We start from the raw sequence: 12,459 nt of genomic DNA on the forward strand, positions 1-12,459 counted from the left end.
CAGACGGCGGGGGCGGCGCAGCTGATGCAGGCGTGCGCGGCGCAGGGCTGGGGGCAGCTGGATCACTCGGCGCTGGTGAAGGCGCTGGAGCTGATGGCGGCGCACGAGGTGGCGCAGGGGTGAGGCTGCTGCAGAGCGAGGCGGCGCCTATCGACCCGCCCGAGTGTGGAGACTGCTGATGGGCACCCGAGACCTCGTTTGCGATGATCCGCGCATGAAGCCCATTCCCTCGCCTCAAACCCAGCCCCGCGAATTCCTGCGCGCGCTCTACGACACCGCGGTGCAGCGCGCACTGCCTGCCCACAGCATCGCTGCGCACCTCCCCAAGCCCCCCAAGGGCCGCACGCTGGTGCTCGGCGCCGGCAAGGCCGGCGGTGCGATGGCCGAAGCGGTCCATGCGCTGTGGCCGCAGGACGCACCGATCTCCGGCCTGGTGGTCACCCGCTACGACCATGTGCCGCCCGCCTACAAGGCCCTGCAGCAGCAGGGCAGGGCGCGCCTCGAGGTCGTCGAGGCGGCCCACCCGGTGCCCGACGAAGCCGGGCGCCGCGCGGCGCAGCGCATCGTCGAACTCACGCGGGGCCTCACCGCCGACGACCTCGTGCTGTGCCTCGTCTCGGGCGGCGGCTCGGCGCTGCTCGCGCTGCCGGCCGAAGGCATCACGCTCGAAGAGAAGCAGGCCGTCAACAAGGCCCTGCTGAAAAGCGGCGCGGCCATCGACGAGATGAACTGCGTGCGCAAGCACCTGTCGGCCATCAAGGGCGGCCGGCTGGCCGCGATGTGCGCGCCGGCCAGGGTGGTCACGCTGCTCATCTCCGACGTGCCCGGCGACGAACCGGCCGTCATTGCCAGCGGCCCCACAGTGCCCGACGCCACCACCTGCGCCGATGCCCTGGCCATCCTGCAGCGCTACGGCATCGACATCCCGCCGGCCGCGCGCGCCGGGCTCGAGAGCGGCGCATTCGAAACGCCCAAACCGGGCGACCCGGTGTTTGCCGGCCATGAGGTCCACATGATCGCCACGCCGCAGCAGTCGCTCGAAGCCGCTGCGGCGCTCGCGCGGCAGGCCGGCATCGCGGCCCATATCCTGTCCGACGAGATCGAAGGCGAGTCGCGCGAGGTGGGCAAGGTGCATGCGGCGCTCGCGCGCGCGGTGGCCCGGCACGGCCAGCCCTTCGCGCGGCCCTGCGTCATCCTGTCGGGCGGCGAAACCACCGTCACCGTGAAGCACAAGGGCGGCCGCGGCGGACGCGCCAGCGAGTTCCTGCTCGGCTGCTGCATCGCGCTGCAGGGGCAGCCGGGGGTGTGGGTGCTGGCAGCCGACACCGACGGCATCGACGGCGTGGAAGACAACGCCGGCGCCATCGTGTCGCCCGACACGCTGGCGCGGGCGGCGGCCCGCGGCCTCAAGGCCCGGGAGTTCCTCGACCGCAACGACGTCTACAGCTTCTTCGCCGCCCTGGACGACCTGGTGGTGCCCGGCCCCACGTTCACCAACGTGAACGACTTCCGCGCGCTGCTGGTGCTGTAGTTCACTCGCCTTCGTCGCCGGCGGGCGCCGTGGTGTCGATTGCCGCCGGCTCTTCGGCCACGGGCGCGTCACCTTCGGCGGGGGCTTCTTCACCGCCGCCTTCCTGCGACTCGGCGGCCTCCGCGGCGGCGGCTAGCGCGGCCAGCTGCTCCGGCGTGGGTTGCAGTGCGCCATCGCCCCGGCGGTAGCCGCCGGCTCGCGCGACGAGCATCGGCGTGATGCGTGCCGCAGGTCTTGCCGTGTGGGCCAGCCGCCGGGTTGCAGGCGCCGCCGGTGCGGCCGCGATGCCGAGCGCCGAAGCCGCGCCGCCCAGCCAGCGGCGGATGTTCACCGCATCGAGGATGCGTTCCGCAGAGCCGCCCGCGCCCATCAGCACCATCAGCACCGTGCGGCCGCCGGTGCGCATCCGCATGGTCAGGCAGCGGCCCGCCTCGCGGGTGAAGCCGGTCTTCGACAGCAGGATTTCCCAGCCCGGCTCGCCGAGCAGCCAGTTGGTGTTGCGCACTTCGCGGGGCTCACCGTTCACCAGCGTGGTGTGCCGGTACAGGCTGGTGATGCGCGAGATCTCGGCATAGCCGGCCGCCGCGCGCAGCAGCTTGGCCATGTCCTGCGCATTCGACACGTTGTGGGGCGACAGGCCGGTGGGCTCCTCGATCGTGGTGCTGGTCATCGCCAGCGCGGTGATCTTGCGCCGCACCGCCTTGTTGAAGGCCGCATGGCCCCCCGGGTAGTTGCGCGCCAGCGCGGCAGCGGCCCGGTTGTCGGAGGCCATCAGCGCCAGCTCGAGCAGGGCGGTGCGGGTGAGCACCGCACCGACCGGCACGCCGCTGCGGGTGTGCTTCAGCCGGTCGGTGTCGGCCTCCTCGATGCGCAACTCCTCCTGCGGATCCTGCTTCGCGTCGAGCACGACCATCGCCGTCATCAGCTTGGTCAGCGAGGCGATGGGGGCGGTGGTGCCGGCGTTCTTGTCGAAGAGCACTTCGCCGGTGGCCTCGTCCACCACGATCGCGTGGGCCGAGCCGATCTTGACGTCGCCCGAGGCCGACGCCGCGTGCACGACCGCAGCCGCCAGCAGCAGGCTCATGGCGGACGCGGTGATGACGGCAGGTCGAAGCAGCATGGCCGCATATGTAGCGCCACCAGCGGCCGGTGGCGATGGCTCATTCGGGGGGAGTCATCAATGGAGAGGACTGTTTCTCCCGCGTACCGGGGGTGGCTCAGGGTGATCCCGAGGATGCAACCAGCTGCGACATGACTTTCGGCTGGTCGGGCGGGCCTGCGGCTACCATGGCGCCCCTCTTCCTTTCGTGCCTGCCATGTCGAGCTCGCGTCGCCGCCGAGGACCATTGGTGCCCGCCGAGCGGCCCGACGATGGACAAGCTGCTGCCGGCCGACAACGGGCTGATGCTGCGCCCGGGATGGGTGACCCTGCGCATGCATGTGCGGCCCGGGGCCGTGCCGGTGAGCGATGTGCGCGTGGTCAGCGAGGCTGGTGGCCCGAACCATGCGAGGGTGTGGCTTCCGCTGGTGCGGTAAGCCACGAAGTCGGCGATCTTGCGCGGCTCGGCATAACGCCCGAGCGCCGCCTGGTTGCGGGCCTGCGCGGCGAATTCGCTGGTGGCCGGATTCATGTCGGTGTCGGTGAGACCCGGCATCACGTCGTTGACGGTGATGCCGCGGGCACCCAGAGTACGGGCCCAGGCGTTGCAAAAGGTAAACTGCGCCGCTTCTCAGCGCTTGCTTGAGTGATTCGTCGAATCCCAACCGATGTCAGCCATGCCGTCCTCGACCCTTCCGCTGGCCTCCGTCCTGTTCGTTGCCAGCCTCTTTTCGGTGGGCGCAAATGCCGGGGACGTGGACCTGTCCAAGCCCGTGCTGCAGGTGGCCCGCAAGGTGCCTCAGCCGCTCGACTCGGTGGCACAAGGGCAGTCCGTCGACTTCACCACCTGGCAGAGCAGCATCGAGGTCAACGACGTCGTCGGGAAATTCGAGTACGGCCTGTTCTGCACCGGCGGGGTGTCGTTCCTGTATTCGAAGGATGCCGACAACTGGTTCTCCGCCTCCCTGGGGAAGAAGTATCGCGAGGCAGCGGTACGCCTGGGGGTCAGGGCGGCAAACGATGCGAGGTCCGTGTTCGACGACAAGAAGGGCGCGGCGGCATTCCAGCTGGGCGCGACCCTGCTCGCCTGGGACTATCGGGTTTGCCGCGATGACGGTGAAGTGAAGGGCCAGGCCTACGCCAGGATCAAGTGGGAAGTCTTCTCGAGCCGGCGCCAGAAGGTCGTCTACTCCACCACGATCGAGGCAAGCCACGCAGAGACCTCCAGGGTGTTGTTGAAGAAGTTCGACGGCGACTTTCTGGAAGCCATCGTCGACAACCTCTTTGCCGATCCGAAGCTGGTCGAGGTCATCAAGTCGGGCGGCAACTACGACGACCAGCCCAGGCAGGCGTATGAGCCGCTCAAGCTGGACGTGGGCCGCACCGTGGCAGGTGGGGTGAGCCATTCTGCAGGCGGCCTGCTGGGGGCGGTGGCCACCATCGAAAGCGGGGCTGCCACCGGCACGGCGTTCTACGTCAGCCGGGACGGCTACCTGCTGACCAACAGGCATGTGGTCGCCGATGCCGCGTTCGTGCGTGTGAGGCTGGCGGACGGCCGCAACCTTGTCGGTGAAGTCCTTCGCACCGACAGGCAGCGCGACGTGGCTTTGTTGCGCACGGATCCCGTGGGTTTCGACGCCCTCGCGCTGCGCAGGGACGAGGCGCATGTCGGAGAAGAGGTCTACGCGCTCGGTTCGCCGTTCGGCAAGACGCTCAGCGGCACGTTGACTCGCGGCGTCGTGAGCGCTCGGCGCGTGCTGGAGGGTGTGCCCTTCCTGCAGAGCGACGTGGCGGTCAATCCCGGAAACAGCGGCGGGCCGCTGATCGACGCCAATGGTCGCGTCATCGGCATTGCGCAGTTGCGCGGAGGCGAGGGCATCGGCCTGTTCATCCCCATCGAAGACGCGGTAGACCGGCTCGGGTTGGCGGTCTGGGCCAATCCATCGTCGGCGCAAGCAAAGCCGGCCCCATAGCGGTGCAGCGGCCGGCGCGGCGCCCGGCACGAGGCGGCAGCCGTCGGCTTGCAGATCCGAATGAGTTGTCGTACAACCTAGACATGCCTTCCGCTCCCGCTGCCCTGCGCAAACCCCGCTCGCTGGCCCTCGAACTCGTCGACGCCCTGGGCGACCGCATCCGCGACGGGACCCTGGCCGCGGGCGACAAGCTGCCCACCGAGGCCGAGATCATGGGCGAGTTCGGCGTGAGCCGCACGGTGGTGCGCGAGGCCATCTCCAAGCTGCAGGCCTCGGGGCTGGTGCAGACCCGCCACGGCATCGGCACCTTCGTGGTGGGGCTGGGTGATGCGGCACCGTTTCGCGTGTCGCCCGAGCAGCTGGCCACGCTGCGCGACGTGATCGCGCTGCTGGAGCTGCGCATCGGCATCGAGACCGAGGCGGCCGGCCTGGCGGCATTGCGCCGCACCGAGCAGAACCTCATCTACATGCGCTCGGCGGTGCAGGCGTTCGAGCGTGCCATCGAGCAGGGGCGCGATGCGGTGGGGCCGGACTTCCAGTTCCACCTCGAGATCGCCCGCGCGACGCAGAACCCGCATTTCGCCGACATCATGGCCTCGCTGGGCAGCTCGATCATTCCGCGTGCGCGGCTCGACGCACCGGCCGACCGGAGCGAGGAGCGGCGCCAGTACCTGCAAGGCGTGAACCGCGAGCACCAGAGCATCCTCGACGCCATTGCCGCGCAGGACGCCGAGTCCGCCCGCGCCGCGATGCGCACCCACCTCGCCAACAGCCGCGAGCGCCGCCGCCGCGCCGCTGGCGAGTAGGGCCCACCCCCGTAGCGCCTGCGGCGCTCCACCTCAAGAGGCACCGCCCGCGCCCGGCGCAGCCGGATCCGCGGCGGTCACTCGGCGGGGTTGTCGCCCGGCGGGCGACAACCCCGAACTCCAGTAGGAATACGTATGGCCTTCGCATGAACGCAGTTGTACGATGACTGACAACGAATCGAGGTGCCGCAAAGAAGAAGCACCCGGCTCGCCTTCCCACCCCCGAGAGAGAGACAGGAGACAACGTCATGAAGCAGCTGATCTGCGCTCTGGCCGCCTCGTTCGCCCTTGCCGCGCCGGCCTTTGCCTGGCCCGACAAGCCCGTCACCCTGGTCGTGCCGTTCCCGCCCGGCGGCTCGTCGGACGTGATCGCCCGCACGCTGGCGGCCCGGATGCAGGAAAGGCTGGGCCAGACCTTCGTGGTCGAGAACAAGGCCGGCGCCACCGGCACCATCGGCGCCGCGCAGGTCAAGCGGGCCACGCCGGACGGCTACACGCTGCTGGTCACCTCGCTCGGGCCGCTGGTGATCGCGCCCCACCTCATCAAGCAGGTGCAGTACGAAGCGACGAAGGACTTCGACTTCATCACCGTGGCGGTGCAGGCGCCCAACGTGCTGGTGGTGCCGCCCACGTCGCCGCACAAGACGGTGGCCGACGTGCTGGCCTTCCACAAGAAGAACCCCGGCAAGATGACCTTCGCCTCGTCGGGCAACGGCTCGTCGGACCACCTGACGGCAGAACTCTTCTGGCAGCAGACCGGCACCAGCGGCTCGCACGTGCCCTACAAGGGGGGCGCCCCGGCCATCACCGACCTGCTGGGCGGCGTGGTGGATGCGGGCTTCATGAACATCAACTCGGTGATCCAGCACATCAACGCCGGCAAGCTGCGGGCGGTGGCCGTCACCGGCGACAGGCGCTCGGCGCTGCTGCCCAACGTGCCCACGCTGGTGGAGTCGGGCGTGAAGAACGTCGATGTGTATTCGTGGCAGGCGGTGGTGGGCCCCAAGGGCCTGCCGGCCGACGTGCGCGCCAAGCTGCACGAGGGCCTGGTCGCGGCACTCAACGACGCGGCGGTGAGGCCCAAGCTCACCGAGGTGGGTTTCGAGATCGTGGGCAACACGCCGGAGCAGTTCGCCAGGTTCCAGGCGCAGGAGTTCGCTCGCTGGAAGCAGGTGATCGAGACCGGCAAGATCACCGCGGACTAGACACACCACAAGAGGCAGGCGTTCATGTCCACCCCCATCGTCACCCAGTACCGCGTCGTGCCCGTGGCAGGGCGCGACAGCATGCTGCTCAACCTGAGCGGCGCGCATGCGCCGTTCTTCACCCGCAACCTGGTGATCGCGACCGACAGCGCCGGGCACACCGGCGTGGGCGAGGTGCCCGGCGGCGAGAAGATCCGCGCCACCCTCGAGGACGCACGCCATCTCGTGGTGGGCCAGCCGGTGGGCAACCACCGCGCGGTGATGCAGCAGATGGCGGCCAGGTTCGCCGACCGCGATGCCGGCGGCCGGGGGCAGCAGACCTTCGACCTGCGCACCACCATCCATGCGGTCACTGCCGTCGAGTCGGCGCTGCTCGACCTGCTGGGCCAGCACATGGAGCTGCCGGTGGCGGCGCTGCTCGGCGAAGGCCAGCAGCGCGACCGGGTCGAGATGCTGGGCTACCTGTTTTTCGTGGGCGACCGCCGCAAGACCGACCTGCCGTACCAGGGCGAGCCCGATGCGCCCGATGCCTGGTCGCGCCTGCGGCATGAAGTCGCCATGACGCCCGAGGCGGTGGTGCGCCTGGCCGAAGCCGCCCATGAGCGCTACGGCTTCAATGACTTCAAGCTCAAGGGCGGCGTGCTGCGCGGCGAAGAAGAAGTACAGGCCGTCACCGCCTTGCACGAGCGCTTCCCGAAGGCCCGCGTGACGCTCGACCCCAACGGCGGCTGGCTGTTGAAGGACGCGATCCGCCTGATGCGCGACATGCACGGGGTGGTGGCCTATGCCGAAGACCCGTGCGGCGCCGAAGAAGGCTTCTCGGGCCGCGAGGTGATGGCCGAGTTCCGCCGCGCCACCGGCCTGCCCACCGCCACCAACATGGTCGCCACCGACTGGCGGCAGATGGCGCATGCGCTGGCGCTGCAGTCGGTCGACATTCCGTTGGCGGACCCGCATTTCTGGACGATGGCCGGCTCGGTGCGGGTGGCGCAGAGCTGCCGCGACTGGGGCCTCACCTGGGGCTCGCACTCGAACAACCACTTCGACGTGTCGCTCGCGATGTTCACCCACGTGGGCGCGGCCGCGCCAGGCAAGGTGACGGCCATCGACACCCACTGGATCTGGCAGGACGGCCAGGGCCTCACGAAGGAGCCGCTGCAGATCCGGGGCGGCTTCGTCGAGGTGCCGAAGAAGCCGGGCCTGGGCATCGAGCTCGACATGGACAGGGTCGAAGCCGCCCACAGGCTCTACATGGAACACGGCCTGGGTGCACGCGACGACGCCATCGCGATGCAGTACCTCGTGCCGGGCTGGAAGTTCGACCCCAAGCGGCCTTGCATGGTGCGTTGACCGCGACCGGCCGCGTCCAAGGAGACAGAGCATGCAGCATGAAGAACCCCAGGCGGACCGCCGTCGCCTTCTGACCGCCGCCGCCGGCGCCGGCCTCGCAGCCTTCAGCGGCGCTGCGCTCGGCCAGTCGTTCCCGTACACGCCCAACCAGCGCTACCCCGACCCGGCCATCCAGGTCCTCGACCCCAGCTTCACCCGCTACCGCATCTACAGCAGCACGGTGGAGCAGGTGGCTTCCGGCATGCGCTGGGCCGAAGGGCCGGTGTACTTCCCGGATGGCGGCTACCTGCTGGTGAGCGACATACCGAACAACCGGATCATGAAGTACGACGAGAAGACGGGCGCCTTCACCGTCTTCCGCGCCAATGCCAACTACGCCAACGGAAACACGCGTGATCGGCAGGGCCGGCTCGTGACGTGCGAACACTCGGTCACGCGGCGCGTGGTGCGCACAGAGTCGAACGGCCGAATCACCGTGCTGGCCGACAGCTTCGAGGGCAAGCGGCTGAACGCGCCCAACGACGTGGTGGTGAAGTCGGACGACAGCATCTGGTTCACCGACCCGACCTTCGGCATCAATGGCGAATGGGAAGGCTCGCGCGCCAAGCCCGAGCAGGCCACCACCAACGTCTACCGCATCGCGCCCGACGGCAAGGTGACCGCGGTGATCACCGACCTCGTCAATCCCAACGGCCTCGCGTTTTCCCCCGACGAGAAGAAGCTCTACGTCGTCGAATGGAAGGGCACGCCCAACCGCAGCATCTGGAGCTACGACGTCAGCGCCGACGGCACCGGCGTCTCGAACAAGACCAAGTTCATCGACGCGGCCGACCAGGGCGCGCTCGACGGCTTCCGGGTGGACCGCGACGGCAACCTCTGGTGCGGCTGGGGCAGCAACGGCGCGCTGGCGGCCGAGCCGGTCGAGATGAACGGCCGCAAGGTCTACCCCTTGCGCGGCCGCTCGGAGGACCTGGATGGCGTGATGGTGTTCAACCCGCAAGGCAGGGCCATCGGTTTCATCCGGCTGCCCGAGCGCTGCGCCAACCTCACCTTCGGCGGCCCCAAGAACAACCGGCTCTACATGGCCAGCTGCCACTCGCTCTATGCGCTTTACGTCGAAAGCCACGGCGCTGTCTGAACGCGCGCCCGAAGCTTCACCCGCATGACCCACAAGGAGACTGCAATGACATCGAACCGCCGCAAGGCCCTCGGCACCGCCCTGGCCTGCGCCTTCACTGCTCTGGCCGCACCCGCCGCGCTGGCCCAGGCGGCCGCCTGGCCGACCAAGCCGGTGCGCCTCGTGGTGCCTTATCCGCCGGGTGGCTCGTCGGACATCATCGCGCGCGCCATCAGCCAGCCGCTGTCCGACGCACTGAAGCAGACGGTCATCGTGGAGAACAAGCCGGGCGCCAACGGCAACACCGGCACCGACTTCGTGGCCAAGGCCAACGACGGCCACACGCTGCTGCTGTGCGACGTCGGCGCGCTGGCCATCTCGCCCTCGGTGTATTCGAAGCTGACCTTCAACCCGTCGAAGGACCTGCGCGGCGTGACCATGCTGGCCTACTCGCCGCACCTGCTGGTGGTGCACCCGTCGGTGCCGGCCAGCAACCTGCAGGAGCTGGTGGCCCTGTCGCAGAAGAACAAGATCGACTTCGCCGTCACCGCCATCGGCAGCGCGCCCCATCTCGCCGGCGTGGCGGTGGAGAAGGCGACCAAGGCCAAGTGGGAATACATCCCCTACAAGGGCGGCTCGCAGGCCATCGGCGACACGGTGGCCGGCCAGACGCAGGTGCTGATGAACGGCATGCTGGCCACCCTGCCGCATGTGCAGTCGGGCAAGCTCAAGGTGATCGGCGTGTCCAAGTCCACCCGCGTGCCGCTGCTGGCCAACGTGCCGACGCTGGCCGAGCAGGGCGTCAAGGGCTTCGAGTCGGGCACCTGGCAGGGCGTGCTGATGCCGGCCGGCACGCCGCCGGCGGTGGTGAACCGCCTCGCGGCCGAGCTCACCCGCATCATCCGCATGCCCGAAGTGCGCGAGCGCCTCGTGTCGCAGGGGGCCGAGGTGTACACGATGACGCCGCCGGAGTTCGCCACCTTCTTCGAGCGCGAGCGCAAGAACTGGGCGGCGGTCGTGGCCCAGGGCGGCGTGCAGGTCAACTGAACCACTGAACAACCAAAGGCGAAGCGATGAACCCGCGCCCTCGATTGCTGGTGAACGGCAAGCTGCCGCAGGCCGCCCTCGAGGCGCGGCTGGCCGAAACCTACGACCTGCACCGCCTGTACGAAGAAGCAGAGCCGCAGGCCTTCCTGGCGGCACAGGGTGCGTCGTTCGACGGCATCGTCACGTCTGCGCCGCTGGGCGCGAGTGCCGAGCTGATCGACGCGCTGCCGAGGCTCAAGGTCATCGCCGGCTTCGGCGTGGGCTATGAAAAGTACGATGAGCAGGCGGCACGCCGCCGCGGCATCCGGGTGAGCAACACGCCCGACGTGCTGAACGACTGCGTGGCCGACCTGGCGTTCGCGCTGCTGCTCGACGTGGCGCGCGGCGTGGCCGCTTCCGACCGTTTCGTGCGTCGCGGCGAATGGCTCCGGCGGCGCTTTCCGATCGCCACGCGGGTGAGCGGCAAGAAGCTCGGCATCCTGGGCATGGGCCGCATCGGCCGCGCGGTGGCCCGGCGTGCCGGCGGATTCGGCATGGAGGTGGGCTACTGCAACACGCGGCCGGCGGCCGATTCCCCGCACGCCTGCTACGCCACGCCGCTGGAGCTGGCGCGCTGGTGCGACTTCCTGGTCGTCACCGCCGCCGGCGGGGCTTCGACGCGCCACCTCGTCGATGCCGGCGTGCTCGACGCGCTGGGGCCCCACGGCTTCCTGATCAACGTGGCCCGCGGCAGCGTGGTCGACGAGCAGGCGCTGGTGCTCGCCCTCGTCGAAAGGCGCATCGCCGGTGCGGGCCTCGACGTCTTTGCGGACGAGCCCCGCGTGCCCGAGGCGCTGTTCGCGCTCGACAACGTGGTGCTGTGCCCGCACATCGCCAGCGGCACCGAGGAGACCCGTGCCGCGATGGCCGACCTGGTGGTCGAGAACCTGCACAGCTTTTTCACGACGGGCCGGCTGAAGACGCCGGTGCCGTGGTCCGCCGATTGATCAATCAGCCTGCTGGAGACCTGACGATGCGAGAAAACGGTTTGCGCGCGCTGTGGCAGCGCGGGGGGGCGGCGGTGAATGGCTGGCTGGCCATACCGAACAGCTTTTCGGCCGAGACGATGGCCCACCAGGGCTGGGACAGCCTCACCATCGACCTGCAGCACGGCGTGGTGGATTACCAGGCCATGGTCACGATGCTGCAGGCGATTTCCACCACGGCCACCGTGCCGGTGGTGCGGGTGCCGTGGCTCGAGCCCGGCATCCTGATGAAGACGCTCGACGCAGGCGCCTACGGCGTCATCTGCCCGATGGTGAACACCCGCGAAGACGCGCAGAAGTTCGTGGCCTGCACCAGCTACGCGCCGCGCGGCACGCGCAGCTTCGGCCCGGTGCGCGCGCTGCTGTACGGCGGCGCCGACTATCCGCAGCATGCCAACGACACCATCGTGCGCTTCGCGATGATCGAGACCGCGCAGGCGCTCGACAACCTCGACGACATCCTGTCGGTCGAGGGGCTGGATGCCATCTACATCGGGCCGTCGGACCTGTCGCTTTCGCTCGGCTGCAGGCCGACCTTCGACGACGTGGACCCGAAGGCGGCGCAGGCCATCGATCACATCGTCGAGCGGGCCAAGGCACATGGCGTGGTGGCCGGCATCCACAACGGCACGCCGGAGGCGGCGCTGGGCCGCATCGCCAAGGGCTTCCAGTTCGTCACCATCAGCTCCGACGCGCGGCTCATCGCCGCGGGCGCCCAGGCGGTGATGGCGCGCATGCGCTCAGGGTTGGCGCCGCCGCCCAAGGCGACGGATTCCTATTGAAGTCGAATGAAAGCAGGAGATCTCACATGAACATCGGATTCATCGGCCTCGGCATCATGGGCACGCCGATGGCGCTGCACCTCATCGAAGCGGGCCACCAGCTGCATGTGCACACCCGCAGCGAGCTGCCAGAGGCGATCGCGGCCACCTCGGCCCGGCGCTGCGCCAGCGGCGCCGAGGTGGCGCGGCAATCGGACATCGTGTTCACCATGGTGCCCGACACCCCCGACGTCGAGACCGTGCTCTTCGGCGAGACCGGCGTGGCCGCGGGCCTGTCGAAGGGCAAGATCGTGGTGGACATGAGCTCGATCTCGCCGATCGAGACGAAGGCGTTTGCGCGGCGGATCAACGAGATCGGCTGCGACTACCTGGACGCGCCGGTGTCGGGCGGTGAGGTGGGGGCGAAGGCGGCGTCGCTGACCATCATGGTGGGCGGCCCGCAAGGGGCGTTCGACAAGGTGCTGCCGCTGTTCCAGCTGATGGGCAAGAACATCACGCTGGTGGGGGGCAACGGAGACGGACAG

At 69.2% G+C, this 12,459-nt stretch carries 11 protein-coding genes and 2 pseudogenes; 11 read left to right on the forward strand and 2 right to left on the reverse strand.

Going from position 1 to position 12,459, the window contains the following annotated elements:
• Both E8D38_RS29215 and E8D38_RS26765 read left to right on the forward strand, forming a co-directional pair.
• Window positions 1-123 (forward strand): annotated as a pseudogene (locus E8D38_RS29215) (2-hydroxy-3-oxopropionate reductase); the annotation flags it as partial.
• Between the two features lie 91 nt (window positions 124-214).
• Window positions 215-1,531 carry a glycerate kinase type-2 family protein gene (locus E8D38_RS26765; RefSeq protein WP_140637332.1) on the forward strand — a complete coding sequence of 439 codons (1,317 nt, stop codon included), beginning with the start codon at window positions 215-217 and terminating at the stop codon, window positions 1,529-1,531.
• A gap of 1 nt (window position 1,532) precedes the next feature.
• Here the strand turns inward: E8D38_RS26765 and E8D38_RS26770 are convergent, their stop codons facing one another.
• Together E8D38_RS26770 and E8D38_RS26775 are read right to left on the reverse strand one after the other, a co-directional pair.
• Window positions 1,533-2,651 (reverse strand): serine hydrolase, encoded by a 1,119-nt coding sequence (locus E8D38_RS26770; protein ID WP_246099716.1) that lies wholly within the window; start codon window positions 2,649-2,651, stop codon window positions 1,533-1,535.
• 97 nt (window positions 2,652-2,748) lie between these two features.
• Window positions 2,749-3,231 (reverse strand): annotated as a pseudogene (locus E8D38_RS26775) (SDR family oxidoreductase); the annotation flags it as partial.
• 76 nt (window positions 3,232-3,307) lie between these two features.
• Here E8D38_RS26775 and E8D38_RS26780 point away from each other — a divergent pair.
• The 9 genes from E8D38_RS26780 to E8D38_RS26820 all read left to right on the forward strand — a co-directional run.
• Window positions 3,308-4,603 (forward strand): S1C family serine protease, encoded by a 1,296-nt coding sequence (locus E8D38_RS26780; protein ID WP_181179503.1) that lies wholly within the window; start codon window positions 3,308-3,310, stop codon window positions 4,601-4,603.
• 83 nt (window positions 4,604-4,686) lie between these two features.
• The gene (locus E8D38_RS26785) at window positions 4,687-5,409 is read left to right on the forward strand and encodes a FadR/GntR family transcriptional regulator (protein WP_140637334.1); all 723 of its coding nucleotides are present in this window, start codon (window positions 4,687-4,689) and stop codon (window positions 5,407-5,409) included.
• A gap of 248 nt (window positions 5,410-5,657) precedes the next feature.
• The gene (locus tag E8D38_RS26790) at window positions 5,658-6,614 is read left to right on the forward strand and encodes a Bug family tripartite tricarboxylate transporter substrate binding protein (protein WP_140637335.1); all 957 of its coding nucleotides are present in this window, start codon (window positions 5,658-5,660) and stop codon (window positions 6,612-6,614) included.
• Between the two features lie 24 nt (window positions 6,615-6,638).
• Entirely contained in the window at window positions 6,639-7,964 is a 1,326-nt protein-coding gene (gene gudD, locus E8D38_RS26795; RefSeq protein ID WP_140637336.1) for a glucarate dehydratase, read from the forward strand.
• 31 nt (window positions 7,965-7,995) lie between these two features.
• Window positions 7,996-9,102 carry an SMP-30/gluconolactonase/LRE family protein gene (locus E8D38_RS26800; protein ID WP_140637337.1) on the forward strand — a complete coding sequence of 369 codons (1,107 nt, stop codon included), beginning with the start codon at window positions 7,996-7,998 and terminating at the stop codon, window positions 9,100-9,102.
• Window positions 9,103-9,147: 45 nt separating this feature from the next.
• Window positions 9,148-10,128: a Bug family tripartite tricarboxylate transporter substrate binding protein gene (locus E8D38_RS26805; RefSeq protein WP_140637338.1), complete on the forward strand. Its 981-nt coding sequence runs from the start codon at window positions 9,148-9,150 to the stop codon at window positions 10,126-10,128.
• A 26-nt stretch (window positions 10,129-10,154) separates the two neighbouring features.
• Window positions 10,155-11,114, forward strand: coding sequence for a 2-hydroxyacid dehydrogenase (locus tag E8D38_RS26810; protein WP_140637339.1), 960 nt, complete (start codon window positions 10,155-10,157; stop codon window positions 11,112-11,114).
• Window positions 11,115-11,140: 26 nt separating this feature from the next.
• Complete coding sequence (locus E8D38_RS26815) at window positions 11,141-11,935, forward strand: HpcH/HpaI aldolase family protein (RefSeq protein WP_140637340.1); 795 nt, start codon at window positions 11,141-11,143, stop codon at window positions 11,933-11,935.
• 26 nt (window positions 11,936-11,961) lie between these two features.
• Window positions 11,962-12,459 (forward strand): NAD(P)-dependent oxidoreductase (locus E8D38_RS26820; RefSeq protein ID WP_181179505.1); only part of this gene is annotated, 498 nt, incomplete at its 3' end.

The organism is Methylibium rhizosphaerae (assembly GCF_006386545.1).
GTDB classification, from domain to species: domain Bacteria; phylum Pseudomonadota; class Gammaproteobacteria; order Burkholderiales; family Burkholderiaceae_C; genus Pseudorivibacter; species Pseudorivibacter rhizosphaerae.

Coding starts and splice junctions, on each gene's coding strand:
- E8D38_RS26765 (WP_140637332.1), top strand. CDS start 215: ATGAAGCCCATTCCCTCGCCTCAAACCCAGCCCCGCGAATTCCTGCGC.
- gudD (WP_140637336.1), top strand. CDS start 6,639: ATGTCCACCCCCATCGTCACCCAGTACCGCGTCGTGCCCGTGGCAGGG.
- E8D38_RS26790 (WP_140637335.1), top strand. CDS start 5,658: ATGAAGCAGCTGATCTGCGCTCTGGCCGCCTCGTTCGCCCTTGCCGCG.
- E8D38_RS26815 (WP_140637340.1), top strand. CDS start 11,141: ATGCGAGAAAACGGTTTGCGCGCGCTGTGGCAGCGCGGGGGGGCGGCG.
- E8D38_RS26810 (WP_140637339.1), top strand. CDS start 10,155: ATGAACCCGCGCCCTCGATTGCTGGTGAACGGCAAGCTGCCGCAGGCC.
- E8D38_RS26785 (WP_140637334.1), top strand. CDS start 4,687: ATGCCTTCCGCTCCCGCTGCCCTGCGCAAACCCCGCTCGCTGGCCCTC.
- E8D38_RS26770 (WP_246099716.1), bottom strand. CDS start 2,651: ATGCTGCTTCGACCTGCCGTCATCACCGCGTCCGCCATGAGCCTGCTG.
- E8D38_RS26805 (WP_140637338.1), top strand. CDS start 9,148: ATGACATCGAACCGCCGCAAGGCCCTCGGCACCGCCCTGGCCTGCGCC.
- E8D38_RS26800 (WP_140637337.1), top strand. CDS start 7,996: ATGCAGCATGAAGAACCCCAGGCGGACCGCCGTCGCCTTCTGACCGCC.
- E8D38_RS26780 (WP_181179503.1), top strand. CDS start 3,308: ATGCCGTCCTCGACCCTTCCGCTGGCCTCCGTCCTGTTCGTTGCCAGC.